This is a genomic window from Streptomyces sp. NPDC111507 (genome assembly GCF_055638955.1).
In genome coordinates this window covers 22,769-48,473 of record NZ_JBVKBU010000024.1, presented here as the reverse complement: position 1 = coordinate 48,473, position 25,705 = coordinate 22,769, and the positions used below count along the sequence as shown (strand labels likewise).

Annotated in this window: 15 protein-coding genes, 1 tRNA gene and 1 pseudogene; 6 read left to right on the top strand and 11 right to left on the bottom strand. The window is 68.1% G+C overall.

All coding sequences use genetic code 11. The features are described from left to right. Positions 1-388: 388 nt before the first annotated feature. Positions 389-982, bottom strand: a complete 594-nt coding sequence (locus tag ACZ7M2_RS47855; RefSeq protein ID WP_471600625.1) for a hypothetical protein — start codon at positions 980-982, stop codon at positions 389-391. A 675-nt stretch (positions 983-1,657) separates the two neighbouring features. Continuing rightward, positions 1,658-1,804 (bottom strand): annotated as a pseudogene (locus tag ACZ7M2_RS47850) (ATP-binding protein); the annotation flags it as partial. A 46-nt stretch (positions 1,805-1,850) separates the two neighbouring features. Between ACZ7M2_RS47850 and ACZ7M2_RS47845 the strand changes: the two are divergent. Next, on the top strand, positions 1,851-1,994 hold the full coding sequence (locus ACZ7M2_RS47845; protein WP_471600624.1) for a hypothetical protein: 144 nt from the start codon (positions 1,851-1,853) through the stop codon (positions 1,992-1,994). Positions 1,995-2,009: 15 nt separating this feature from the next. Here ACZ7M2_RS47845 and ACZ7M2_RS47840 read toward each other — a convergent pair whose 3' ends face one another. Further along, positions 2,010-3,539: an ISKra4 family transposase gene (locus tag ACZ7M2_RS47840; protein WP_471600623.1), complete on the bottom strand. Its 1,530-nt coding sequence runs from the start codon at positions 3,537-3,539 to the stop codon at positions 2,010-2,012. A gap of 66 nt (positions 3,540-3,605) precedes the next feature. Continuing rightward, positions 3,606-4,148 carry a hypothetical protein gene (locus ACZ7M2_RS47835; RefSeq protein ID WP_471600622.1) on the bottom strand — a complete coding sequence of 181 codons (543 nt, stop codon included), beginning with the start codon at positions 4,146-4,148 and terminating at the stop codon, positions 3,606-3,608. A gap of 124 nt (positions 4,149-4,272) precedes the next feature. Here ACZ7M2_RS47835 and ACZ7M2_RS47830 point away from each other — a divergent pair, with 124 nt between their 5' ends. Continuing rightward, positions 4,273-4,968 (top strand): hypothetical protein, encoded by a 696-nt coding sequence (locus ACZ7M2_RS47830; protein WP_471600621.1) that lies wholly within the window; start codon positions 4,273-4,275, stop codon positions 4,966-4,968. Positions 4,969-5,090: 122 nt separating this feature from the next. Here ACZ7M2_RS47830 and ACZ7M2_RS47825 read toward each other — a convergent pair whose 3' ends face one another. Continuing rightward, a complete protein-coding gene (locus tag ACZ7M2_RS47825) occupies positions 5,091-8,519 on the bottom strand; it encodes a hypothetical protein (protein ID WP_471600620.1) in 3,429 nt (1,142 codons plus the stop codon). Between the two features lie 681 nt (positions 8,520-9,200). On the opposite strand from ACZ7M2_RS47825, the gene ACZ7M2_RS47820 reads away from it, so the two are divergent. Beyond that, entirely contained in the window at positions 9,201-9,371 is a 171-nt protein-coding gene (locus ACZ7M2_RS47820) for a hypothetical protein (RefSeq protein WP_471600619.1), read from the top strand. 1,091 nt (positions 9,372-10,462) lie between these two features. On the opposite strand, the gene ACZ7M2_RS47815 is transcribed toward ACZ7M2_RS47820, so the two are convergent. Further along, positions 10,463-10,687 carry a hypothetical protein gene (locus tag ACZ7M2_RS47815; RefSeq protein WP_471600618.1) on the bottom strand — a complete coding sequence of 75 codons (225 nt, stop codon included), beginning with the start codon at positions 10,685-10,687 and terminating at the stop codon, positions 10,463-10,465. Between the two features lie 128 nt (positions 10,688-10,815). Here ACZ7M2_RS47815 and ku (ACZ7M2_RS47810) point away from each other — a divergent pair, with 128 nt between their 5' ends. Next, complete coding sequence (ku, locus tag ACZ7M2_RS47810; RefSeq protein WP_471600617.1) at positions 10,816-11,733, top strand: non-homologous end joining protein Ku; 918 nt, start codon at positions 10,816-10,818, stop codon at positions 11,731-11,733. 9 nt (positions 11,734-11,742) lie between these two features. On the opposite strand, the gene ACZ7M2_RS47805 is transcribed toward ku (ACZ7M2_RS47810), so the two are convergent. The 4 genes from ACZ7M2_RS47805 to ACZ7M2_RS47790 all read right to left on the bottom strand — a co-directional run bounded on the left by ACZ7M2_RS47805 (position 11,743) and on the right by ACZ7M2_RS47790 (position 22,919). Continuing rightward, entirely contained in the window at positions 11,743-11,961 is a 219-nt protein-coding gene (locus ACZ7M2_RS47805) for a hypothetical protein (RefSeq protein ID WP_398100294.1), read from the bottom strand. A gap of 165 nt (positions 11,962-12,126) precedes the next feature. Next, positions 12,127-12,720, bottom strand: coding sequence for a hypothetical protein (locus ACZ7M2_RS47800; protein ID WP_471600616.1), 594 nt, complete (start codon positions 12,718-12,720; stop codon positions 12,127-12,129). 5 nt (positions 12,721-12,725) lie between these two features. Further along, complete coding sequence (locus ACZ7M2_RS47795; RefSeq protein WP_471600678.1) at positions 12,726-19,172, bottom strand: polymorphic toxin type 28 domain-containing protein; 6,447 nt, start codon at positions 19,170-19,172, stop codon at positions 12,726-12,728. A gap of 198 nt (positions 19,173-19,370) precedes the next feature. Beyond that, positions 19,371-22,919, bottom strand: coding sequence for a LamG domain-containing protein (locus tag ACZ7M2_RS47790; RefSeq protein ID WP_471600615.1), 3,549 nt, complete (start codon positions 22,917-22,919; stop codon positions 19,371-19,373). A 762-nt stretch (positions 22,920-23,681) separates the two neighbouring features. Between ACZ7M2_RS47790 and ku (ACZ7M2_RS47785) the strand changes: the two genes are divergently transcribed. Then, positions 23,682-24,464, top strand: coding sequence for a non-homologous end joining protein Ku (gene ku / locus ACZ7M2_RS47785; protein ID WP_471600614.1), 783 nt, complete (start codon positions 23,682-23,684; stop codon positions 24,462-24,464). 367 nt (positions 24,465-24,831) lie between these two features. On the opposite strand, the gene ACZ7M2_RS47780 is transcribed toward ku (ACZ7M2_RS47785), so the two are convergent. Beyond that, positions 24,832-24,905, bottom strand: a tRNA-Met gene (locus tag ACZ7M2_RS47780). 153 nt (positions 24,906-25,058) lie between these two features. Between ACZ7M2_RS47780 and ACZ7M2_RS47775 the strand changes: the two genes are divergently transcribed. After that, a complete protein-coding gene (locus ACZ7M2_RS47775; protein WP_471600613.1) occupies positions 25,059-25,685 on the top strand; it encodes a hypothetical protein in 627 nt (208 codons plus the stop codon). Positions 25,686-25,705: the final 20 nt, after the last annotated feature.

Genomic DNA, 25,705 nt, shown 5'->3' with positions numbered 1-25,705 from the left:
GTCGCTTGGCCTTCATGCGCTGGCCTGGGTCATGCGAGGGCGCGGCAGGTCAAGAGCGCGGGATCAGCTCTGGCATGGAGGACGCTTGGCTTTGTTGATGAGATAGAACACCGCATCTCGATGAGTCCTGGCAGCGGTTCCTGTTCACTGAGGGGGAGAATGTCGGTGAGTTTTGACACCGCTCGGGGGTACTCGGCTCCTTCGTCAGTGTCCTGATAGTGGCCGTCCTCTGGCTCGTGTCAAGGTCGTTCGTTCTCGACTGCTGATGAGTTCCGCAGACCGCTGAGTGCCAGGACCGTCATCGCCACCGCGGCCCCCGCCACCACGCCGAAGCCGCCGTGCGCACCACCCGCGTCCACCACCCGTCCCGAGACCGCGGCGGCGGCTGCTATTCCTGCCGCGCTTGCGGAGTTTCCCCAGGTGAACGCCTGGGTGAGGAAGCGGCGCGAGGGACCGAAGCCTCGGTGAGGACGGAGGTGAGGATCAGGAGGACTGGCACGGCGAGTCCGGTCAGGGCGAGGGTGGCGCCGATCGCGAGGGGTGCGTCGAGGATGGTCAGCGGGAGGCTCGCGAGGGCGAGGCCGGCTGCGGCCTGGTGACGTCGGAGTGAGCCGCCGCGGCGCCATGCTCCATAGACCCAACCACCCACCAGGTTGGTGCAGTTGGAGGCGAAGTAGAGCGGCGCTGCCGCGTCCGGTGTGCCGCGTCCGACGGCGTATGCGGTGACGGACACCTGCATTGCGCCGAAGAACACCCCGAGCGTGAGGCCGAGCGCGGCCTGCCGCAGGAATGCGGAGCGGAGCAGGGCGCGTCCGGCGTGCTTGCGTTCGGTGCGGCCGGTGAGGGGCGGCGTGGTGCGGCGCTGGGTGGCGAGGGCGAGCCCGCCGCCGACGACGAGCGCGGCGGCGAGCAGCACTCCGGCACCCGGACTACCCGCTGCACCGAGGACGCTCACCAGGGCCGGGCCGGCCAGGTAGGACACGCCGTTGGCGAGGGCCTCCAGGGCGAAGGCGGTGGGCAGTGAGGCAGCCTGTTGGCCAGAGAGCAGGGCGGACCAGCGAGCGGCGGACAGGCACCGAGCTGGGGCAGCGTTGCCCCGACGAGCACTCCGGCGACGAGGCCCGGAACGGCGCCGGCGAGCAGCAGTGCCACGGCCCCGGCATGTGCGCCCAGCGCCCAGGGGAGCACCCGCGCCTGCCCGAACCGGTCGACAAGGCGCCCGAGTTGGGGCCCCGCGACGGCGTCCGCGACAGCGAATCCGCCGGTCACGAGACCCGCGGCGGCATACGACCCGGTGCGTGCGTGCACCAGCCAGACGATGCTGATCCCCGTCATGGCGATGCCCAGACGTCCGACAGCGGCGGGAAGGAAGAAGGCTGCGGCACCCGAAGTGCGCAGCAGGGTACGGTAGTTCGCCGAAGCCGAAGGCACGGCGCATCCCTTTTCGCCGCCCGGCGGGACGCGCCAACGGGGTCGTCGGCGTCCGGATGTGCCGACCCGTGGCTGCGCCTGAAGCCGTCCAGTGGTGGCGTGGAGCGGGGACGCGCACCCCACGCCGACTTCATCACCGGGCAGATGTCATGTGGTAGTTGATGACCTCTTTGAGGATAGAGGCACGGCGCGCAGAAACGAACAGAGGAAGGGCCTGTTGTGATCGTCAGCCTGCGGCCTGTTCGGCCCTGGCTCGGGTCTGGGCCAGACGGAAGGAGTCTGTGCCGGTTTCGATGATGTTCCCGCCGAAGGTGAGACGGTCGACGATGGCCGCGCAGAGCCGGGGATCGGTAAACGTTTTGGTCCACCCGGAGGGACTCGGTGCCGGTCTCGATCAGGGGGTCGCCTCAGAACTCTGGTTGGCCGGCGAACTCACCGACGACGACTTCGAGGACCACTTCATCGACGACGTCATCATGGCGGACATCGGTGAGGGCACCGACGGATGGACCTTCGACGGAGGCAGCTACGCCGTCGAACTCCGATGGGTGCGGCTCTTTTGAAGTGAAGGTCGTGGATCAGGCGGTCAGTGTGTAACCGTCCTGGTCAGGGGTGGGATAGAGCCGCTGGTGTTCACGCTGGGTGTGGAAGGTCCAGTAGGCGTCGAGGTCGTTGTTGGCGGTGAGAGCGCGCAGGCGGAGGACGGCTTCGGCTCCTTCGAGGCCCCAGCGGGCGCCGGTGATGTCGAGACGGTCGCCGATGAGGTGGCGGCAGGTGCCTTCGACGGCGCCGGTGGCGATGGGCCAGCCGGCGGCGAGTGCGGTGTCGTAGCGGAGCTGGTCGAGGTGGCCGGTGAGGTAGCGGTGGCAGTTGACTATGGCTTCCCGGCGTGAGCCGGGCAGGCGTTCACGGTCGGTCTGGGGCAGCATTTCGTCGGCGGCGCGGGAGGCTTGGCCTGCGAGGATCGTGGTGAGATGGTCGGCGGCCCATGTCTCGGCCTCGCGGCTGCCGGGGGTGTGGAATGCGTGGGCGGCTGCCCATACGTATTCCGCGACGTGGATGAAGTCGAGCAGGACGTGGATGGTGATGTTGCGGCGTTCGGCTTCGGCGTGGATGAGGCCGAGCTGGTGGTGGGCGCCGTCGACGAGGACGATCCAGGGGCGGTGGTGGTGCGGGTCGTGGGCTTGGTCGAAGGCGTCGGCGATGACCTGTTCGGGCGGGCGGATCACGGAGGCGGTGCACCATTTGTTCACGGCTTTCGGGCCGGGCCGGGGTGTGCGGTCGCCGGTGCGCCCGCCGGGCGGGTGGATCACGTCGTGGGGACGGCGGGGAGCGGGGCGGGTGTCGAAGACGCAGGCGACAGTGGCCATGCGTTTCCGGTTGGGTTTCTCGCCGGGTGCGAGGCGTCCGCGGCGGCCGGCGGCGGCGCTTTGGGCGGCCTTGCGGCGGGTCGCTTCGCGCAGGGCCTCGGGCCTCATGACGATGCCTTTTCCGTCGGCCTGGATCACCAGCGGCATGTCGCGGGTGCAGGGGACGGCGATCTGGGCCCGGTAGAACGCGTCGACGTCACCGGCCGCTGACACCAGGAGCCGGGCGAGCTGCCGTTTGCCCAGCACATGGCCGCATCGGCGGCGGACCGCTTCGAGGGCCTGGTCGTAGGAGCCGCGGACGGCTTCGGTGACCGCCAGGCGCCCAAGGCCCAGCGAGTGACGCCCGGCCGGTAGTGACAGACACGCATCCGCGGGATGCACGTTGCACACTCCCGGCCCCCGATGAGCAACGCGGCGCACCCTCACGTGTCCGAACAGGCAGGCCAGCCACCGCTCATGACCCGTCTCGCGCCACGGACGCACCGTTCCTTCCGGCCCCACCGGCCTGGGGGCGGACGCGTCACGGGTCTGCTGTTCCTCGCGGATCGCCCGCAGGTCGAGATGGTCCTGCAGGAGCTGGCGGATCAGGGCGCGTCCGGCGTCGTCGAGGTGTTCTTCCAGCTCGGCGTGGGTCCACTCGCCGGCAGGCCGTCCTGACAGGGTGGCCGTCAGCGATTCGAAGGCACTGACCGAGCGGGCGAACGGGTCAGGCGTGCCCGCGGTGTCGTACTGTTCCATCCGGGCTCTTCTTTCTTCCGGTTCGTTTGGTTGGCACCTACGAATCTAGAAGGAAGAGCCCTTCTTTCAGGGCAAGTTGGGCGAACCGGTCGTCCTGGTGCGGGACGGGGTGAACAGGCCGGGCGAGTCCTCGTCCAGCCAGCCGCGTTCGACCAGACGCTTCAGCTTCGCGCGTGTCCCCTCGATCTTCGCGGTCTCGGCCGCAAGGCCGATCCTCGGCACGATCTGCTTGGCCCGCACGGGCCCCGGAGCGTCCCCCACGACCTCCAGGATGTCCTGGTAGACCCGTGGCAGCACCCCCGGCTCCAGGCCCGGCCGCCACTTCGGCACCGCCAGCACCCCCACGACCCGCCGCTCCGCCCCCGCGAACGGCGACGCCACTTCTTCCGTCGCCGCCGGCGGCGCATCCCGCACTGTCTCTCCCTGTTCACTGCCGGCCATCCTCGCGAGGAGTTCGCCAGCCGTCTCCCGGGTGATCACCAGTCGCGACAGCCGTTCACGCTCGGCCTCCAGCCGCACCATCAACTCGGCCACCCGGGACTCGAGTTCTTCCACGCGCTCCCGGACCACGGCCTCCTCGGCCTCGATCGCATCGAGTAACGACCCCACCGGCACCGCCCCCTCCCGTCAGGAGAGACCTGCCCACCCACACCCCAATCAACATCTCGTCCGTGGCTGTTCTGCGGCAAACAGCCTTGAGCCTCCGGTAACGGGAGACGCCAGGATGAGGGGCATGAACGACGCGACCCTCTACCCGGGGATGTTGCCCGGCGGACCGGTCTGTCCGCTGCGACTGCGTCGCAGTGTCCTGCGAGCCGTGGCCGCCCACGGCTCCAGTCCCGAGGAGGCCAATCTCATGCACAAGCTCACCCGGCTGACCACATCCGAACGACGACGCCTGATCGACGACTTCATCGACACCACCTTCGGTGCGGAGCACCACCTTGATCTGGCAGCCATGGTGCGCGCGGCCGCCCCCGACCTCCCCGATGACCCCTCTCCCGCGCAAGTCCGCGCATGGGTGGAGCTCAACGAACTCATCGGCGACGAGGACTTCCGCGACCGCATGCGAAAGTCCGCTGAGCGCCAGACCAACCAGACCGAATCCGGTATATACGACGAGGTACTGGAGTCCGAGTCCGTTCGTGAGCGGATCACCGCAGCGAAGGAAGCAGGCATCGACCCACTCAGTCCGGAAGCCGAACCGACCGTCAAGGGAATCGTCCAACTGTTCGCACAGGCGTACCCGCACATCTCTGACGCAGAGGTGACGACCCGGATGATCCAGCAACTCGAGGTGACCAACGACCCACGCATAGAGCGGTACTGGCGACTGGTATGGACCGTCAACGGCTGGCAGCTGCTACCCGCCCTGCTCCCAGACTTCTCCTGGCTGCTCCAGGCACTGCGCAAGGACCGCACCCCATAGCCGGCCCAGACACCTGCCCATCCACACACCAGTCAACGTCTCCCCTGCTCAGCCCATCCCTCGAAACGAGCCGCACCCAACTCCGATAGCAGTACACGAGAGTGAGCTGACCTCTATCAGGCTTATGTATCACGCGTCGCTCGAAGCCGCCCCTGAGCTGCATCTTTCCTTCCCCTGAGGCGATTCAGTTGCAGCAGGGTGGGGGCGCGAGAATCGCCCAGCTTGGCCAGCTCCCAAGCCGCATCGACACCGCACCAAGCATCGAGGGTTGGGTCGGTGGCGAGGGTATGGAGCAGTTCGGCTGCGCGCGAATCGTCCAAATCGGTCACTTTGGCGGCCGCTCTCACTCGTTCGTCACCGTGGAGGGTGGGGTCGGTGGCGAGGGTGTGGAGCAGTTCGGCGGCGCGCGAATCGCCCAACTCGGCCAGCTCGTCAGCCGCCCACAGCCGAGCGAAGGGGGTAACGGTGGAGTTGGTGGCGAGGGTGTGGAGCAGTTCGGCTGCGCGCGAATCGCTCAGCTCGGCCAGTTTCTTAACCGCCCATACCCGACGGTTGGCGTCGAGGGTGGGGTTGGTGGCGAGGGTGTGGAGCAGTTCGGCGGCGCGCGAATCGCTCAGCTCGGCCAGTTTGTCAGCCGCCCGTACCCGGCCGTCGGCGTTGAGGGTGGGGTTGGTGGCGAGGGTGTGGAGCAGTTCGGCGGCGCGCGAATCGCCCAACTTGGCCAGCTCCTCAGCCGCTTGCAGTCGGTACTCACGTGACACAGAGGTGTTGGTGGCGAGGCTGTGCAATGGACCTATGGCGCGTGAGTCGCCGAGCTCGGCCAGTCCCAGGGCTGCGCACCCGGGGCTCGAGGCGTCGACGGCGGGGTCGGAGGCCAAGAGATACAAGGGGTCAGCGGCGCGCGGATCGTGCAGATCAGCCAGCTTCCTGGCCGCCTTTACCCGGTCGTCGGCGGCGAGGGTGTGGTCGCTGGTGATGTTGTGGAGCAGGTCGGGGACGCGTAAGTCGCCCATTTCGGCTAGAGCCCAGGCCGCCGTCACCCGGTCGGACACGTCGAGAGTGGGATCCGTAGCGAGGTGATGCAAGGTTTCGGCCTGTGGCTCGCCCAACTCGGCGAGTTTCTCGACCGCCTGTACCCGATGGAAGGCATCGAGGGCGGGATCGGTAGCGAGGAGGTGCAAGGTCTCGGCGGCGCGCGGATCACATAGATCAGCCAGCTCCCTGGCCGCAATCATCCGGCTGTCGGTGCGGACGAGGGGGTCGGCAGCGAGCAGGAGATAAGTCTCGGCGGCGCGCGAGTCGCCCAACTTGGCGAGTCTGTCGGCCGCCCGTAGCCGGTAGGGGTCGTCGATGGTGGGGTTGGTGGCGAGGGTGTGGAGCAGGTCGGCGGCGCGCGGATCATCCAGGTAACCCAGGCTCCCGGCCGCGTCCGCTCGGACGTGGTCGTCGAGCGTGGGGTTGGTGGCGAGGGTGTGGAGCAGGTCGGCGGCGCGCGGATCATGCAGGTAACCCAGGCTCCCGGCCGCGTCCGCTCGGACGTGGTCGTCGAGCGTGGGGTCGATGGTGATGCTGTGGAGCAGGTCGGGGACGCGCGGATCGTGCAGATCAGCCAGCTTCCTGGCCGCCTTTACCCGGTCAGCGGCGTCGAGGGTGGGGTCGATGGTGATGCTGTGGAGCAGGCCGGAGACGCGTGAGTCGCCCAGTTCGGCCAGTCTTAGGGCCGCCCGCGCGCCAGCGTAGACATCGGGGGTGGGAATGGTGGCCAGGAGGTACAAAATTTCGATGGCGCGCGGGTCGTGCCTATAGGCCAGCTCGCCGGCCGCCGTCAGCCGATCGGCGGCGTTGATGTTGGGATCGGTAGCGAGAGGGTGCAAGATCTCGGTGGCGCGCGAGTCGCCCAGCTTGGCCAGAGCTACGGCCGCCTGCACCCGGCTGACGCCATTGAGGGTGGGGTCAGTAGCGAGGATGTGCCACGTTTCCGCGGCGCGCGGGTCACCCAGCTTGGCCAGCTCCGCGGCCGCACGCACCCGCTCGTGACTGGCGAGGGTGGGATCACTGGCATAGAGGTGCAGCAGGCGAGTGGTGGTGTTGACGATAGGTGGAGGGATGAGGGTGCCAAGCAAGATCTGCGAAGCGACGAACGCGCAGCCACGCAGTCCCGTTCGGTGGGAGGCCAGACGATTCAAGTGGAGGGAAAGGGCGTGCGGGTCAGCCTCGCATGCGGTGTCAAGGAGGAAACCGATGTAGGACTGCTCGTCACCGTGTGCTGGTGGGGCTTTCCAGTATCGGCGGAACCACACGCGGGGCCGCACACCCGGTGCATCACTGAATGGCCCGTATCGGGCGGGATGTTGGAGGGATTGGCGAAGAGCCTCGGCACGTGTGAGCGGATCACGGGTCGCGTGGCGGGCAGCGAGGTACTCCAAAAGGGTTTGGTGCAAGAAGACCAGCTCGCCTGCACGGTTCGTCAACAGGCCGCTGCGACGCAGGGTGAAGTCTAGGAACGCGCGCCACTCGTCTTGCGGTACGCGCGAGGGGCGCCGGGCCGTGGGGTGGGACTCCACGAGTTCTGCTGCCGGCAGCCTGTTCCCGACGTAACGAGCGGCTGCCAGATAAGCGATGAGGGCGTGTAGATGATCCAAAACGCGTTCGGCCTGCTGCCGGGCACCGGGCCCGTAGCGTTCCATCCCAGCGCAGGCGTGGGCGTGTTCCTGCGCCGAGCGAGGGGCGTGCTGGTGTTTGTGCAGCAGGCCGATGAAGTCTCGGTAGATCTGGCTTCGTCCCTGTGGGAGGGGTTGGCCGGGCTCAGCGGCACGCAGCTGGCACAGCATTGACGCCATCAGCGGGATGCGCGCCAGGCTGGCCACGCCGCTACCTTCCAGGTCCCGGACGAAACGCGCGGCCTCCCTACGGGGGTTGTCCAGACCCGCCGCCTGAAACCATCTGCTGGCGATGTTTGGCAGCTGGCGGTCGTTGAAGGGCAGCAACTCGTGGCGCCCCCAATGTAGGCCGAGCGTATTCAGTTCGCTGTCCGGGAGAGGGCGGGTGGCCACTACGAAGCGGTACAGCGCGGACTCCTCGCCCTCGGCGAGGGCGGCGACGGTGCCCAGCACCCGGTGCCTAGCAGACGGATCGGTAACTTCGTCGAGGCCATCGACCAGCACCAGCCACTCCGCGCCTGGACGAGGCGGGGTGCTGAAGAACTCCGCCGGCAGTTCCTCGTTCAACCCGTAGGAACCCAACTGCGCATTCACAGCCGCGGCCAGGGCAGGGGCGAGCGGCAGCCTGTCCAGGTCCGCGGCATTGACCAGCACTGCAACTGCTTTGTCCGCGTGGCCGGCTAGCCGGCGTTCGGCGCAATCGGTCAGGTAGGTACGCAACAGGCTGGATTTGCCGCCGCCTGGCCCGGCCAGGATCACAGATGCATGTTCCCCTTCCAAAACCTGTGCAGCGGCCAGCACCTGTACCTGTCTGCCCCCCTTGTTTCGACTACCGACCCCTTTGTCCGAAGCCTCCATGTTCGAAGCAGTGGCTTGCTGACGCAGATACACGGCGGCCAGGGGCGGTCTGGTGCCCGGCAACACACCCGGGTAGGGGTGTTCGCGTGCCGCGCGCACTGCGGCACGCAAATAGGCGTGCAGCCGCCGGTCACGGGGGCTACCACTGGGTGCGACGGGTGGTGAGGCCCCGACGGGCTGTGAACCCTTGGCCTGTTCCCACCGCGCCTTCCATAGTTCCCTGGTACTAGCCCATCGGGCTGTTGCTGTGGCACGGTCACGTCCGCTGAGGGTGCCGGGCTGAGGCTGCCCGGACCATTCCACAAGTACCTCGACCAAGATCCACAGTTCTTGGAACTCCTCCGCGGGGACGCCCTGGGTAAACCAGCCGCTGACCGTTTTGGCGTTCAGTCGCCCGGGCTCTTGCAGTCTGCGGCGGGCCTCGGTGAGGGCTTCTTGGCGCTTTCGCCCACGGAGGGCACGTGTCTCCAGTTCCTGTAGTCCGTCGCGCAGCACCTGGCGTTGTGGACTGAGATCGGTCCACTTGCTCACTGCGTGCCGCCCTGCTTGCTCGGTGTCCGGCCAGTCTGCCCGCCAAGGAACCGGGCGGGCTTATGAGCTGCTCTTTCTCCGCGACTGTCTGCCGTGTCCGGCAAGGCTCCGTCGGGTTCCAGCGATGGGCTGGAATGTGCACCGTGCGGCCCGGAGGCTGGCCGCGCGGACGGAGGGAACCCGATGAACGTCACCGCCTGGGCCCTTGTGCCCGTGGCCCTCGCTCTGGTCACCGCCGCAGCGGCCGTGCTGATCATCATCGTTGCCGTGAAGGGCACCGCCTCGGGTGACCGTGCGAGCGTATTGAACGCTGTCGCCGAGGTGATCCGTGCCGTGCGAGGCAGCCGCAGGTGACGGCTGATTAGCCGCGTCACCGTGCGTCCCCTGTGAGTGAGAGAACCGATGGCAGCGAAGACGACTTCCGCTTGTCCGTCACGAGCTCCCACTCAGCGTCGTGCACCGCCCAATGCTGGACCACCGCATCCAACCTCACCGGGAATCGTCTCACAAACATGCATATTGCCGGATGATCCAGGCCAGCACTCCTGAAAGTCAAAATTAATCGATGTCACCCACGGCGTTCAGGTGCCCAAGTCGGCTGACCGCTGCGCGGGCTAGAGGAAGATCAAGAGCAGGTACCGAAGAGTGAACCGCTGACGTAAGGGGTGCACGGCGAGGAAGACGGCTACCTGGATGAACCGCCAATACCGCGATGGAGAGCGGGGGATGTGTTCGTGGCGGGGATTCGGTTGGCGAAGTGCTCGGCTGCGAGGGGTTCGCTGGTTCCGACGGGAGGCGCCGACCCCGTCCGGAGGGTACTGCTGGCGGTCTGGTGGACTCGCCTAATCACTCGTCTCCGCCCCACCGTCGTCAACGCCGACCTCCTGCACGCCGCACGCGAGCTGACGCCCGCGAGCACACCGCTGCCCTCGCACTCCACCGCAACCTGCTCCCGCACCGCTTGAAGGGTGGCGCGGCGGTCGAACGTCGGTGAAGGGTGAGGCGGGCGGCCAGGGGACCGCCTCACCGCGCCCCCATCTCCCGCTCCCCACGATCACCCCCAGCGCGTGGCTCGGCGCGTCGGCGTCGCCGGGGCCGGAGTGGGATTGGTCGTCCAGGGTGATGGTGACAGGTTTGCGCGCCCCTGCACGCAGGCCGCTGCCCGGGCCTGGCGCGACAACGCTCCGGAGCCACTGGAGGCGCCCTGGCGCTGGATGACAGCCAGCGGCGATCAGTCGTCGACCTCCACGCTGGTGCACCCGCCGGCTTCGAGCTCATCCTTCGGCCGGTCGGCGCTGACCCTGTCGTAGCTGACGACGGAGGCGCGGGGGCGTGCCGTCGGGGTCGGTCCAGGTGAGGCCGTAGTTCGTCATCGCGACCGCCATGTCTGCATCATCGCTGCCGCCACTGACAGCGGGCCGGACCGGGCGTTATAGCGGGGCTCGTCACCTCGGTGGCGACCATGCTTCGGGGCCGCCGCCGTGCCACGCGATCAGGTGCGAGTCGGCTACATCGATCTCGTCGGCACCTTCCAGCCCGGCATGCCGGAGGAAGGCGGTCAGCTCGCCAAGTGAGCGTGCGGTGCCGAGGAGTTCTCCGTTGACGCGTACCCGCCGGCTGCCGTCGGTCGGGGATGGCGGGTACACGATGACGTCGAGCTCTCCGGGCATGGTTTCAGAATCGTTCGGCCTGCCCGGATGCGCATCCGGACCCCGGACTCAGGCCCCCGTGCAGCGCGCGCCGGACGGTGTGGACGCTCGTAGGCTGGCTTTCTCGGGGCACGTCGCGGAGGTCTGCCATGCCCCGAACCATCTGGTCAGGCGCCATCTCGTTCGGCCTGGTCACGGTGCCCATCCACGTTGTGAGCGCCACTGAGGATCACAGCGTCCGCTTCTACCAGGTCCACCTCGACGACATGGCCCGCGTCCGCGTCCGGAAGTACTGCTCGCTGGAGGACCGCGAGGTCGCACAGAGCGAAATCGGGAAGGGCTACGAGCTGTCCAAGGACACGATCGTCCCGGTGCTCGACGAGGAGCTGCAACAGATGCCGCTGCCGACGGCGAAGACTATCGAGCTGGTGGCGTTCATGCCGGCGGAGAGCATCGACCCGATCCGGGTGGGGGACGGGTACTACCTGCAGCCGGACGGGAAGGTCGCGGCGAAGCCGTACAAGCTCTTGGCGCAGGGGCTCGAGCGGTCGTCGAAGGTGGCGGTCGCCAAGTTCGCCTGGAGCGGACGCGAACGCCTGGGCCCGCTGCGGGTCCGTGACGGCGTGATCGTGGTGCATGCGATGCGGTGGGACGACGAGATCCGCGACCCGTCCGAGCTGACGCCCGGCGCGGTGGAGCTCACCGACGAGGAGATCGCCGAAGCGGAGCTCCTGATCGACCGCCTGACCCGCGAGGACCTCGAAGGCGAAGAGTTCACCGACCAGTACACCGAGGCCGTGGAACAGCTCATCGAGGCGAAGCGCGAAGGCCACGAACCCCCGGAGACGCCCGAGCGGGAGGCGCCGACCGGGGAGGTCGTGGACCTGACGGCCGCCCTCCAGGAGTCCGTTACCAAGGCCCGGACCGCACGCGGCAAGGACGCCACCGTCCACGACATGCCCAAGAAGCCCGCGGCCAAGAAGGCGGCGAAGAAGCAGCCCGCCAAGAAGACCGCTGCGAAGAAGACGCCCAAGAAGGCGACGGCCCGGAAACCGCGCAGCGCCTAGGGCGACAGATCACCCTGGCGCCGTCCATACCTCGGGCCCGCCACCGCGCCAGTCGATGAGTTCGGGGTCGTCGATCGTCGTATCCGCCTCAGGTAGGCCTGCGAGGCGCATGAGCTCGACCAGGTCCAGCAGGTGATACGCCGTGCCGACTGGCTCGCCGCGGATCATCACCTGCCGGCCGCCGTCCGGCTGCGGCGGGTGTACCACCACCGACACACTCTCGGGCACGGTCCCAGCCTCTCACTTGGACAGTCTGGATCACGGCGGACGGCATGTTCACGCGGGAGCGCCTGATCCCGCGGCGGCGGCCCGGCTCCCGTGCAGCAGGTCTTCGAGGCTCAGCAGGCCCCGGCCGGACGTCGTCCTGCCGGGGCCTGCTCGGTGTCAGCGGATTCAGTGCTGACGCGCCGCCTCGTGCAGTCGGTCACGCGCGGCCCTCAGCAGGCCCTGCGACCATTCCGAACGTGTGACTCCCTCGGGCGGTCCGAACGACTCGGCGTGGCTGGCGCCCAACGCGCGGGCGATCGCCTCCACCGCGATACGCCGCATCTGATCGTCGTCGTACTCACCGCGGCCTTCCTCAGCGAGCCGCAGCAAGGCACGGAGGAGTTCGGCGTCGAACCCGTCGTGCAGGATCTGCCCCGCCCCCGAGACCGCGGCCATGAACGCGTCGTCATCCAGGTCCCACTCGGGGGAGCCCAGCAACTCGAGGATCTGCTTCCGGTACTTCGCTCCCACTCTCCAGTGCCCCGTGAGCACCTGGGCGGCGAGCGCCGAGACCTCGGGGTCCTCGGGGTGGATGAGATAGCCGGCGACCAGCGACTCGTACGCCGGACCGCCCGCGCGGGCCACCGCATACAACAGCCGGTAGAGGTCCCGACCGGCCCGGCCCTCGGAAATGGTCCGGGCGATCTCCTTCACCTCTTGCTGAGGGATGGCGCCGTCCTTCGCTCGTGCGATCAACTGCCGCACGTAATCGTCGTGCATCACTGTCATGCTCCACTTCCCGGCCTGGGAACGAACTGCTCGGAGAAGTCCAGCATTCTGCTGGCCCGCCCCAGGTCTGCGACGAGAAGGTCCCGCTCAGCACCACCCGTATTGGGATGGGACAGCCTCTTGTTGATGCCACCGATCGCCTTGATCAGGCCCTCCTGGGCGTCCCGAACCTCGTGGACATGATCCCACGGAACACCGTTCGCCTTCCGCTTGACCACCTCTCCTTTCAGTTCCCGCGCGGCCGCAGTGAGGTCCTTCATCTGCAGATGCTCAGTGAGATTGTCCAGCTTGGCGGAGAACGCCGAGGTGGGGATCTTGTTCGCGAGCTTGATCGCGTCGGCTATGTTGTCGAGTTGCTTGGGCAGCTTGGCCGCGTCGCCCGCGAGCGGGATGAAGCCGGCCGCTCCGAGGCCGACCCCGAGCACGTCCTCGTCCACGGCGGAGCGACCCAGGTCCGCGGCGTCGCATCCGGCGCCGGCCACGGGAACCCAGCCGCAGGCCATCAGGGCGATCTCACCGGCCACGCCCCACGACGGTCCCGTGGCGGTCCCCTTGTAGTCGGGGTCCGGAGCCATCCCCGGGCTGGGGCTGGGCGTCGCGGTGGACGGTGCGCCGCTGCCGTACTTCACAGTCGGCAGTGGGCTCGGGCCGGTCTTGAAGTGGACCCTGTACGACACATGGCTGCGGGTGGTGTTGACCGTGAGGGCCAACGACGAGCCGTCGGGATAGTTGTAGTGGTAGGTCTTGGTGTAGCTCCAGTCCCAGCCGTTCCTGCTCTTGGTCCAGGTCTCGGTACCACCGTTGCAGGAGCTCGATGCACCGCCGCACATTCCGTCGGGGCGGAGTCCGGTGGGGTCGGCGAGGGTGACGGGGGTGTTGTTGGCGTAGGCGTAGCCGTTGAGGGACTCGTGGTCGTCGGGGGCGAGGACGGGGTCGACGGAGAGGAAGCGTCCGGTGGCCGGGTCGTACTCGCGGGCGCCGATGTGGGTGAGGCCGGTGTCGGCGTCGGTGGGTTTGCCGAGGAAGCCCTTGTCGTCGGGCCAGGCCGGCGGTGTCGCGCCGCGGGTTTCGCCGAAGGGCTTGGTGTAGCGGCGGGTGACGGCCTGTGTGGTGGGGTCCACAGTCATCGAGGCGGTGCCGTGGTGGTCGTCGACCATCCAGTTCAGGCCGGACTCGGTGCGGACGGCGGTGGCGCCGCCGGCCGCGTAGTAGCGCTGGGCGCTGAACTTCTTGGCGGTGGTGTCGTAGCGGAGTTCCTGGCCGGCCAGGTAGAGGACGGTCTGGTCGGGGCCGCGGCGGATCAGGAGATCGCCATTGGCGTCGTAGAGGTAGTCGGTGGTCTTGGCGCCTTCGGTGAGGCGGGTGAGTTCTCCTTCGATGTCCCAGGTGAGGCTCTGTGCGGTGCCGGTGGGGTCGTAGCGCTTGGTGGTGTTGCCCTGCTCGTCGTAGGTGTACGACTTCGCCGTGCCGCCGTTGACCGTGAGCGAGGTCATGGTGTGGGGCTGGCCGGCGCCGTTGGCGTTCACGGTGGGGTAGCCGTAGGCGGTGGTCGTGTTACCCGTGGTCTTGTGCTCGGTCTGGGTGTCGCGCAGGCCGCCGGGCTTGTAGGTCCAGCTGGTCCAGTACGCGGCCGGGCCTCCGAGCGCGGACGCCGAGCGGGCGGTGGCGCAGTCGTTGGAGGACGGGGTCCAGGCTTCGGTCAGGCGGCGGTAGCCGTCGTAGGCGAAGCACTGGGTGTCCTTGCCGCCCGCATTGTCCGTGACCGACTTGACGTTGCCAGAGGTGTCGTAGGCGTAGTCGACGTCGCTGGTGTAGCCGGCGTTGGTCTGGTCGACGGTGTGGGTGTTGGCCAGCCGGCGGGTGCCGTCCTCGTAGCGGTTGAAGATCTGGAGCTGCTTGGCACCGGTGGAGGTGCCCAGACGGGTCTCCTCGATCTCGCCGTACGGGGAGTAGCCGATGTTCTGGACGTAGCCGGTCATGCCTTGGGAGCCGGTGAGCATGCCGAGGTTGTTGTAGCTGTTGGCGACGGTCTCGGCGGGCAGGCCGGCCACCGCGGGCATCGACGTGGACTGGACGGTGCCGTCGATGTTGTAGACGGTGGAGGTGGTGAAGGTCTGCGGCGCGCCGGCGGTCACCAGGGGGTCGCTGGCGGCGATGACGGTCTTGATGCCCTTGGCGCGGCTGAGGCTGTCGTAGCCGGTGACGACCTGGGAGTAGATCTTGCCGGTGGTACCGCCGACGTAGCGGATGGCCGCGGTTGGCTGTCCCTTGGCGAGGGAGTCGTAGGTGTACTTGGTCAGCTGGTGGGCGTTGTCCTTCGCCCCGTCCCAGGTGCCGATCGTGCGGCCAAGCTCGTCGTAGTCGGTGATCAGCGTGCGGGTGGCCTTGTCGAGGGTTGTCGTGGTGGTCAGCGGCTGGTCGGCGTCGTTGTAGGTGGTGGTGACGGTGCCCTTGTCGGGGTCGGTGGAAGTGAACATGCGGCCGCGCAGGTCGTAGCCGTACGACCAGACGGCGTTGTCCGGGCCCGTCATCTTCGTCAGCCGGCCGGCGGGGTCGTACTCGAAGAGAGAGCGGGTGTAGTCGCTGCCGGTCGGGACGGGGCCGCCGTACTCACGGCGCTCGACGAGCCTGCCGCGGGCGTCGGCGATGCTCAGGGTGCCGGTGCCACCCGCGGCGGCGGTGACGGCGGTGCGGTCGCCCTGCTCGTCGGTCTTGGTGCGCCACTTCTCCTGGTCGTAGACCCGGAAGATCGAGTCCGTGGCCCGGCCGGCGCCGTCGTAGACCGTTTCGGTGGAGGCAGGGACTGAACCGGGGAAGGTGTTGGCCAGGGTGCCCGAAGGTGCGACGTTGTCGTGGACCTGCGTGTTGGTGATGTAGGGCAGGCCGCGGTCGTCGTAGAGGGTCTCGGAGATCACCCGGCCGCCGTTCGGCGCGGGGACCTGCTTCTGGCGCGACCGCAGCAAGCCGTCGAAGATCTCGTAGGAGCTGTTGTAGGTCTTGCCGTCGGCCTTGAGGGCGTCGGTACGGACCCAGGTCTCCTTGTCGTTGTTGATGCTGTAGGCGTAGACAATGCTGGCGGCGTCATCGAGCGTGCGGGAGCGGTCCGGCTTCCAGACCGACCGCAGGCGGCCGAGCGCGTCGAAGGACCACTCGGTGACGTTGCCGTTGGCGTCGGCGGTCTTGGTGGCCGCGCCCCAGGCCGGGTCCACCTCGGTGGTGAAGGTGTACAGCTTGGGGTCGACGGTGGTCATAGACGACAGGGGGCCGTAGCCGGTGTCGTCTGGGACGTAGGTGGTCTTGACCGTTTGGTTGACGGCGTTTGTCGCGGTGGATGGGCGGCCCAGCTTGTCGTAGGTGGAGGCGGATACCTGCTGGTAGACGGGGGTCTTGTCCACCGGGTTGTAGCTGGCCACACGGTGGGAGGCGGTGATGTCGCCCTTGGTGGGCGCCACGCCGACCGCTTGGCCGTCGTAGGCCGCGGTGACGTCGGAGACGACCTTGTCGGGAACCGCTGGCGTGGTCGCACAGGGGACGGAGTAGACCTCGACACGGCTGGCCTTGGCTACCAGCCAGTCCGTTGTGTTGCGGGCGTACGTGGTCCGCGTGCAGGTCTCGTCGCCGGTCTTGGCAGCGTCCCCGCTGTCCTCGACGGTCATCGGCATGCCGTACGTGGTGTCGTACGTGGTCGTCTGCTTGACCGTGCGGGTGCCGGTGGAGGTCTTGGTGCGAGTGGCGCTCTCGGCTGGCTGGACGATCCAGGACTCGGTGGTGCCCCAGCTGTAGGCGTGGCTGCCGGTCTTGTGGGACCAGGGGGTGTTGATCGTGCCGCTGACCTCTTCGGTGCCGTTGTATGCAATGGTCTCGCGGACGAAGCCGGCGTACTGGCGGGAGTCGTCGATGGCGGTGCCGGTGGAGTCCGTGACCGTCGCCACCCGGGCGGTGCCGTCGAGTTCCTTCTCGCCGTTCAGGCCGCGCATGTAGAGCGTGGACTTCTTGGAGCGCGGGCCCTCGGAGTCGCCGGAGGTCTCCACGACCTTGCCGTAGCCGCGCCACTGCCCCCAGGTGCGGTTGGAGGTCTTGGTCAGGCCCTCGTCGTCGGCGTAGGCCCAGCCAGCGCCACCCTGGTAGTCGTAGTACGTCTCGCCGGTGTCGCCGTGTCCGTAGGGGTCGTCCTGGAAGACGGAGGTGACCACGTACTTGTGGAACCAGTCAGTGACTGGGGTCGCCCCGGACTGGGACCACTTGACCGGGAAGCAGCGGCGGGTGTTCTTGTCGATGTCCGCCGGCATGCTCGAGCCCCAGATGCAGTCGGGGTCGGAGTAGTTGGCGGTGAGGGTCGAGCCGGTCTCGGACTTGATGGTGCGCACGCGCCACTTGATGTAGCGCAGGGTGTCCGGGCCGCTGCCCTCGACGTGGTTGGACAGCTGGATGCCGCCGAAGACGACCGGCGGTGTGGCTGCTGCGGTGGTGTTGGCCTTGCCTGTGTTCTGGATGGACTTCAGCCACAGGCTCGCCGAGGAGGCATCACCCGTGTCGGGGAAGTCCTGCTCCAGGTGCCAGGTGTCCACGTCCCGGCGGGTGGTGCCGGTGCCGGTCCACACCGACGTGCTGACGTCGGTCAGGCGCTTGCGGGTGAAGAAGGACGGGCCGATCTGGGTAGTGCACTTGGTGCTGGCCGCGCAGATCATGTCGAAGGGCACGTCGGGCCAGTTGGCCTTGGTGGCCGCGGTCAGGCTGGAGCAGCCGCCCGAGGTGACACAGCGCTCGGCGTAGGTGAAGCCGACCTGCTGGGCGGCGGGCTTGGAGTAGATCAGGTCGCTGCGCAGGCCGTAGTCGATGCGGTCGAGGTAGCCGCCCCGGGTGTAGGCGGTGCCGTTGACGGTGGTATCGGCGTTCTTGGAGTAGTAGTTCGTCTCCGGGGTGTACCAGTAGGTGGAGGCGTTGCCGTGGGTGTCCACGACGTAGTCAAGGTTCCAGCGCCATGCCTGGTTGCAGGAGGAGTCGGCGAAGCCGGTGGACTTGTAGCAGGGCTCGCCGGAGTCGTCGCCAAAGACGGGGGCGGTCCACACGGAGTTGGTGACCGGGTCGTCGTCGGTAGTGGCGGTGGTGCCCTTGTCGCTCCAGCCGGGCAGCCGTTGCTTGCCGAAAACGTACTGGATGCCGGAGGTGTCCGTGACCTTCCAGTACTCGGTGTTGTCGTCGCCGTTGCCGGTGGCGCCGGTCAAGTGCTCGACACGGGTACCGTCGTCGTTCTTCAGCTTCCAGGTGCCGCCGGACGCCTGGGACAGGGCGGCGGTGTCACAGGCCGCCTTGTCAGCACAGGTGTTGACCAGCTCGACGGCCTTGCCGTTGAGGACCAGGGTGGCGTTGGCGTACTTCCAGCACAGGTCGCCCTTGCCGGACTGGCCGTCGTCCTTGCAGGAGCCGTACTTCCGCTCGATGTAGGACTCGGTGAGCGAGAAGCCCTCGCCGATCACGGAGGTCTGGCTGTTCTCGCCGGCCGTGCGGCCGTCCACCGAGGCGGAGTTGTAGGAGATCGACAGGTTCGGGGACGGACCGGCCGTCGCCGGAGGAACCCGCAGCGGGTAGTTCCAGGTGAAGTCACCCGTGCTGCCGCCGGCCTCCCAGGTCGCGGTCGGGGACAGCGAGGTGGCACTGTAGTCGCCCCCGCCGCCCGAACTCGCGGCGGCCGCCGCCAACAGCACCGGGGTGCCGGTGGTGAGGGTGCGGGCGGAGACGGTACCCGTCAGGGTCTGGGACGCGGCGTCGTTGTCCGCGCCCGCCACTGGGCTCTGGGTGCGGCAGGACTTCTTCTCAGGGGTGGTCAGCGCACACGCCGGGAGTGTCACCAGATGCAGACGGGAGCCGAAGTTACCGCCGTAGACATCGTTGAAGGAGGAGTAGTCCAGCGAGAGACGGAGCCTGTCGGTGTCACCGGTGGCCTTCTTGGCGGCACCGGCCGGGTCGACGGTGAGCAGGACGCCGTTGACGCCTGCCTTCTTCGCGGCCGACTGGGCGTGGACGCTGAGCGCCACCTTCTCGGCCGGACCGGTGGCCTTCGCCGCCGTCTTGCTCTTCGCCGGCTTGGATGCCGGCGCAGCGGGCTGCTGAGCCAGCTCCACGCCGAGTCCGCCGACGGTGACAGCGGCCTCACCGGTCGCCGCGACCTCGGCGGTGGCCTTGCCAGCCTTCGGCCACGCGGCTCTCTTCAGCCGCTCAAGGGTCTCACGGGAGGCGGGAACGGCCTTGTCCTTCGGGGCCTTGGACGTGCCGGGCTTGAGCACGCCCACCTTGTCGATCTTCGCGTCGGGCCGGTCCTCCAACTTCTTGCGGGCTGCGACGGACTGGGCCTGGGCAGTGAAGTCGTAGCCCGACGGAACCACGACCTGTGGCAGGAGGGCGAGAGAGGCGACCAGTGCGCCACGGCCGAGCCAGCGGCGTATGACCGCCCCTGGCAAGCGTGGGCGGAAGGGGGATGAAGACACAGATGTCTCCCGGTTCTCGGATAGGGAAGGAGGCGTTCGGGCGGCGTAGGCGCCTGAGAACGCCGGATCTCGACGGCGCGTCAGCAAAAGCGCGCCGAGTGTTCCGAGCACACGGGACAGGGCGGGCAAGGAGGCCCGCCCTGTCCCGTTCCGCTGCTACTGCTGCTCGGTGTTGTACCGGTTGGCGATCGTGTCGGTGGAGGTGGCTCCGGCCCAGACACGAACGCTGTCGATCTTTCCGGGGAAGTAGCGCGCGGCAGCGCCATTGATCTTCGCCCGGCCGATCTCGAACGCTCCGCCGCCCTGCCAGGCGGCTGGGTACGGCACGCCGTCCTCATTGCCCATCAGCGCGCTGTTCACGTAGAGCTTGAGCGCGCCGAGCTTGGAGGTGTCATCGGGGTCGGCTGCCGCCTGGGCGTCGTAGACGACCGTCAGCATGACCGGTACGCCCAGCTGAGCCGTGGTGGAAGCGGTGGACTCGCTCTCCGTCCAGACCGCCCCGGTGCCGTCCTTGTCGGGACGGCCGAACGTCCACCGGCCCTGGGGGCTGCCCGCCGGCTGCTCATACCAGACACCCCAGGAGGACTGGCTCGTACCCGACTGGCCCAACACTTGCACCGAATACGACTTGCTGGTGTCGGCGAGCTTGGCGGGGTCCAGCGTCACCCAGGCGGTCGCGGTGAACGAACCGGAGTCGTCAACGACCGGGCCCGTGGCGCTGGCGTACGCGCTGGTGCCGTTCAGGGTCATCGTCTGCGTGGTCGTGACCTCTTCGCCGATGTCCGGGTCACCGACGGTGTACTGAGTGAGCGCGGCCCCGTTCAGCGTCAGGTTCCGGCCGAAGCCGCTGGTGTCCTGCACCGTGGTGCCGGTCGCGTTCGCCATGTCGGTCGCGTCCCACTTGGCGACGATCGCCGGGACCGGGACGCCGGCGGTGCCGTCGCTGAGGTCCTCGTCCTCCAGCCAGGCCTCGTGGGCGACCTCGGTGTCCGCAAGCGCGCGGGACCAGACCTTCACCTCGTCGATGGTTCCGGAGAAGTACTCCTTGCCGGTCGCGGTGTACCACAGCCGCCCGACCTGAAGGTTGCCGGACGCCTTCCACGGAGTGGTGAACGGCACCGGGTTGCCCTGAGGGACGCCGTTGACATAGAGCTGGAGGGTCTGCCCGGCAGCGTCGTAGACGCCCGCCAGGTGGGTCCAGACGTTCAGGACCGGCGGCTTGGTGCCGATCGAGCGGGTGATCGCCGGGTCGGTGACGTCCGTCTGGTGGCGGTTGAAGATCCAGGCGTTGTAGGCCGTGGAGTAGTACAGCTGGAACCCGGAGGCGTTCGTGCCCGCCTGGGACAGGACGGTGTAGTTGACGTCCTTCTTCGTCAGACGCGCCCAGGCCGAGACGGTGAAGGACTTGGTGGTGTCGAGGACCGCACCGGAGGTGGATAGGTAGGCGCTCGTGCCGTTGAGCTTCGCCGCACCGGAGCCGCTGCGGGACAGGGTGTCCCAGGTGGCCCCCGAGGAGGTCAGCGGGTGCTGGGTGGCGGTGGTGGCGTCGGTGAGGGCGTTGTCCAGGTGCCAGATCCCCGAGGGCTGCTCGGCACCCTTCACCAGGAAGCTGTAGTAGCCGGTGAGCGAGCTGTGTCCTGCCGCGTCAAAGCCCCAGACCTGGATCGTGTTCTCACCGGCCTGGTTCGGCGGGATCGTCTGGGTGGTGGCCGTGCCCTTGGCGACGGTGATCGGGGCGGAGAGCGCGCCGCTGTTCAGCTTCCACTTGTAGCTGACGACGTCCGACTGGATGCCGGGCGTGGTGAGGTTGGTGTCCGCGGGGGTGAAGGTGAACTTGCCCGGCGTGCCCACCCCGCCCGCGGCCGGGTCGGTCTCGGCCGGCTTGTAGACGCCGTCCGCACTGGTCACGATCGGAGGCGGCGGCGAATCGGTGTCGACCCGGAAGTAGCACCAGGACGACCAGTCCGAGTCCAGCACACCGGTGTCGCCCCGGTCCGTCTTGTAGTACGCCTGCGTCTTGACACGCATCCGGTAGTCCGTCTGCGCAGGCAGCACGCTGGTGGACGCGTCGCGGATGGCGTTGTCAGCCACCCAGGCGGCGTCTGGCGAGGCCGCGTACCAGGCGCGGCTGGAGCCGTCGGCCTTCCACACCTCGAACATAGCGCGCACTTGAGCGTTGGAGCCGTCCGCCGACTGCACCGTGGCCAGCATTTTCGGCGTGGTGTCGCTGGTGGCGAAGGGCAGCGTGGAGGCGTTGCAGGCCCGTCCGGTGGTGCCCTGCTGCACGCCGTACGAGGTCGGCTGGTCCGGGTAGGACACGTAGGTCACCGACAGCTTCGCGTCGTTGCGGAACCGCGCCCAGGCGGCCGCGTCGGACTCGTCGTGCGCGGTCAGCGAGAAGGTGATCTGCGCCGTCTTGTTCGCAGCGTGCGAGGCGAGGGTCGTCGTCAGGTTCTCGTTCGTCTCCTCACCCACGTTGTCGCTGAAACGCACCCAGTTCGCCGGCTGCGACGGGCTGCACAGGCTGCCCCGCCCGTAGGCCACGTTCCGGTCGCCCATCAGGTCGTCCGCCGTGGGACGGGATGACCAAGTGGTGCTGGAGGAAATGCCCTTGGTCACGTGGCTCAGGTCGTACCAATGCGGATCGCAGGTGAACGTCCAGAGCTGGTACACCTCCATCGTCGCGTCCAGAATCTTCTTGCCGTGGATCGACGAGAGGGGGTACTCGAAGTACATGCGCTGCGTGTACGGGCTGTTGGAGCAGAGGTAGCCGGCGTAGTTGGAGCAGCGGCCCACGCCCTTGTCCCCGTCGAACTTCCAGTACTTGGTGCCGTTGGAGGCCAGAGCCGTCCAGTCGCCCAGCGTGACGCCCTTGGTCGGCGGGTCAATGTAGACCGGGAAGACGGTGTCCGCGCCGTGGAGCAGGGCCGGATCGGGCGTGATCTCCAGCGCTGTACCGGTGACCTTGAGCGGAAGCTCGGCCGCCGCGTCACCGCTGCCGGGACCCTCCGAAGGGCCTGGCTCGCCAGCGGCGGCGGGCAGTGGGGCCGCCTCCGTCTCCTCCGCCTCGCCCTCCGCCTCTGCCGAAGAAGCAGTAGTGCGGGCGAGTTGCGTGGTGACGCCGGCCGTGGCGGAGCCAGTGGCCGGGGTGTCACCGGCCGAGTCCCACATCCGGCCCGCCGGGCTCTCGAAGACCGGAGTGCCGTCGCCGTCGCGCGCGATGAGACCGCCGTCGGCCGTCTGGCCGATGCTCAGGCCGCCGCCGGAGACGGTCATTCTGATCGACGTGAGCGCCGGGTTCTTCGCCGCTTCCGCAGTCTTGACCACGAGCACCGACGTGTAGCCGGAACTCAGCGCGGTCAGTTTCAGATCGACGTCCGGGAGCACACTGACGTAGGTGGCGGTGTCGCCGTCGAGCCGGGGCTCGGGAAGCGCGGTGGGCCAACCGAGCCGCAGCTTGTGCCTCCCGTCCGCCAGCGTGACCAGTCCGTCCTTGCTGCCGCCACCCGAGAAAGTGAGACCAGCCGTCGTGTTCTTCGCCCGCACAGAGCCGTCAGCCTCACGCACGAGCGTGGTGTCGATGGGGGCCCAGGTGCCGTCATCCTTCCGGGCACGGACCGGAGCCGCGTTCATCTCCTGCGTGAAGGTGCCGTCCGGATTGGCGAAAACCTGGGACGACTCGGTGGTCGCCGCCTCCACGGCCACCCGCGCACCGGTCTCCGCCGCACGAGCACTCGCCTCCGACTCCGCAGTCCTGTCAGCCGCTACCGAGGCCGTCCCGTCATCAGCGAGTGCCGGAGCCGCCCCCGCCCCGATCACCGGAACCACACCTCCCAGGAGCGTGGCGGCTATCACCCCACTTCGCACCGCATCACGCCAGCCGTGCCGCCGTTTTTGTGAAACCACACCCCACCCGTTCTCTTACCCTTTTCTTACAAGAAACTGTGAGGATCATGTGTTGGCTGATCATTTAGGTCAACGGTGTCGCATATCACCTTGACTTGATTCCATTTTGCCGGTATATCGCTACGCTTGGGCCAGTGCCCGGTAATGGCCCCGATGCTTGGGTTCTAAAGGTGGTTGCAACACCCGATCCTGCATGCGATAGCCAAGCCGCGTCGAACGGGGCCACTTCACATTGTCGAAGCCACCGGCACCTGGCCCGGGTGACCGCCTGGATGCGGTCCAGGCCCGCGCCGACCTCGCCGCTGCCCGGCGCGCTTACCGACTGGACCACCGCACTCAGCGCGCTCGGCCTCAGCTGAGGCGCGGCTCCCGCCTGCTTCATGCCGAGCCAGGCACGCCGCATTGCGGCTCCGGGGGGGGGCAGGGCAGTTGGCGGGGCCGTCCCAGGTGGCCCCTGGCAGCTGCCTGCCCCGACGTGAAGATCACAGTGGAACAGGCCGCGACGGGCGGGGGCACGCCGTTCGTGGTGCGCCGGTCTCCGCGGCGGCGGACGCTGGAGACATGGACGAGTCGGCGCAGGCAGTATGGACGGGCTGGATCTCTTTCGGCCTGGTCAGCATGCCGGTGCGTCTGTTCCCGGCGACCCGGGAGCACCTCGTGCAGCTGCACGAGGTGCATGCCGCAGACGGCTCCCGCATCCGGCACCGCCGGGTGTGCGAGGCTGAGGGCCGGGAGGTCGACTGGCAGGAAGTCGCCAAGGGATACCGGACGGCGGACGGGCGTACCGTGGTGCTGCGCGAGGAAGACCTCGAGGCACTGCCACTGCCCAGCAGGCATGTGATCGACGTCCTCGGGTTCGTGCCGGTCGACGGCCTGGATCCGATCCTGTTCTCCCGCGCCTACTACGCCGCCCCGCAGCAGGACGCGGCCCGGCGCCCGTACGCGCTGCTGGTGGCGGCGCTGACCCGGGCCGAGCGGGCCGCCGTGGCCAAGGTGACACTGCGCACCAGGGAGCGCCTGGCCGCGGTGTGGCCGCGGCGCGAGACGCTGGTGGTCCAGACGCTGCTGTGGCCCGAGGAAGTACGCGAACCCGGCGGTCCGGCCGTGACAGCGCCGCTGACCGGGCAGGAGCTGGAGCTCGCCTCCCTGCTGATGACCCAGCTCCCCGAGCCTGACTTCTCGTCTCTGCACGACGAATACGCTGCGGCACTCCAGCAGCTGGTGACGGCGAAAGAGACCGCAGGAGAGCTCGCGCGGTTCGCGGAACCGGAGCCGGCGGTGGACCTGGTGGCCGCCCTGGAGGCAAGCCTGCGGACAGCGGCAGACCGCAGGTCCACACGGTGAGCCCGGTACGGTTGGACCACTAATGTCCTGCGGCCGCGCCGGTGATCAGCGCGTGAAAAGCCCCGGCTGGACGGGGGAGACCAGCCGGGGCCGTAGGTGGTGGCGTGCGGAGGGCGGTCGCCTCTCGGCGAAAGGCTCCATGGGGCTTCAGCCGGACGATCGTCGCCATGGGCTATAGGTGAGGCCCGGGGACACTGTCCCCTCCGCTAGCCACGTACAGATGAACGGTCAACCGTCTCGGGTTGTTCCTCTGACGTCCCGGTTGCCGCTGTGAGTTGGCGCACGCCTCGCGTGGCACAGGTCAGTTGAGATGGTTGGCGCGACACGCCTGAGGGGCCAGCACTCGTGCTGGCCCCTCAGGTTTTAGTAGCGGGGACAGGATTTGAACCTGCGACCTCTGGGTTATGAGCCCAGCGAGCTACCGAGCTGCTCCACCCCGCGTCGGATTGCCCCACCCTACGCCACCTATCCCGGCCCCGAGACCATGATCGCCTGCCTGCTGTAGGTTCCAGGGCTGCGTTAGCACTGTCGGTCGGATCTCTAGCAGTCGGCTAGCAATCTTCCGACGCGCGTTAGCAACGCCTGTGGCCGGAAGTGATCAGTCCCGGGGACTTCGCGATCATCCGGTCCCTGGTCCTGGTCGGCTTTCGCCCAAAGCCATTCGACAGTCCATCGCCGCAGATGGCAGGCTCCCGCCACATGGAGCTACTCGACGTCCTGGCGGAACTTGCCCGGTCGGGGCAGCTGGGTCCGGTCACGAACGGCGCCGCCTGGGGCGCGGTCACCGAAGCGCTCGGCGAGCCCTTTGAAGTGGTCGTCGGGAAGCGTCGGTCATGGCCGCGTCTGTTCGCCTACGGCGACCTTGAGCTGAGCGTCTGCCGCTGCCAGAAGATCATCCTGATCTACCTCCAGACCTGGCGAGACACCATTGAACTCCCCCCGGGGCTGGTCGAGAAGCGGTCGTTCACCGGCCACCCGAAGTACGCCGAAGTGATCGAAGCTCTCGGCCGCGTCGGTTGCGCCTGGCAGCCATACACGCCCCTGACCTTCGACAACCAGTGCGCCATCCAGGCCACCCCCTCCGGCGTCGTCTTCGTCTTCGAAATCCCGGAAGGGGAAGGCCCCATCCTCAACGTCGCTGGCCCCCAGCCCCACCACCACGACTGTCCGGCCGCCACCCGCAACAGCGGGATGCCAGGATGTCCGGGTGGTCAGCGCTGAAGAGTGGATTCGAATCCGTC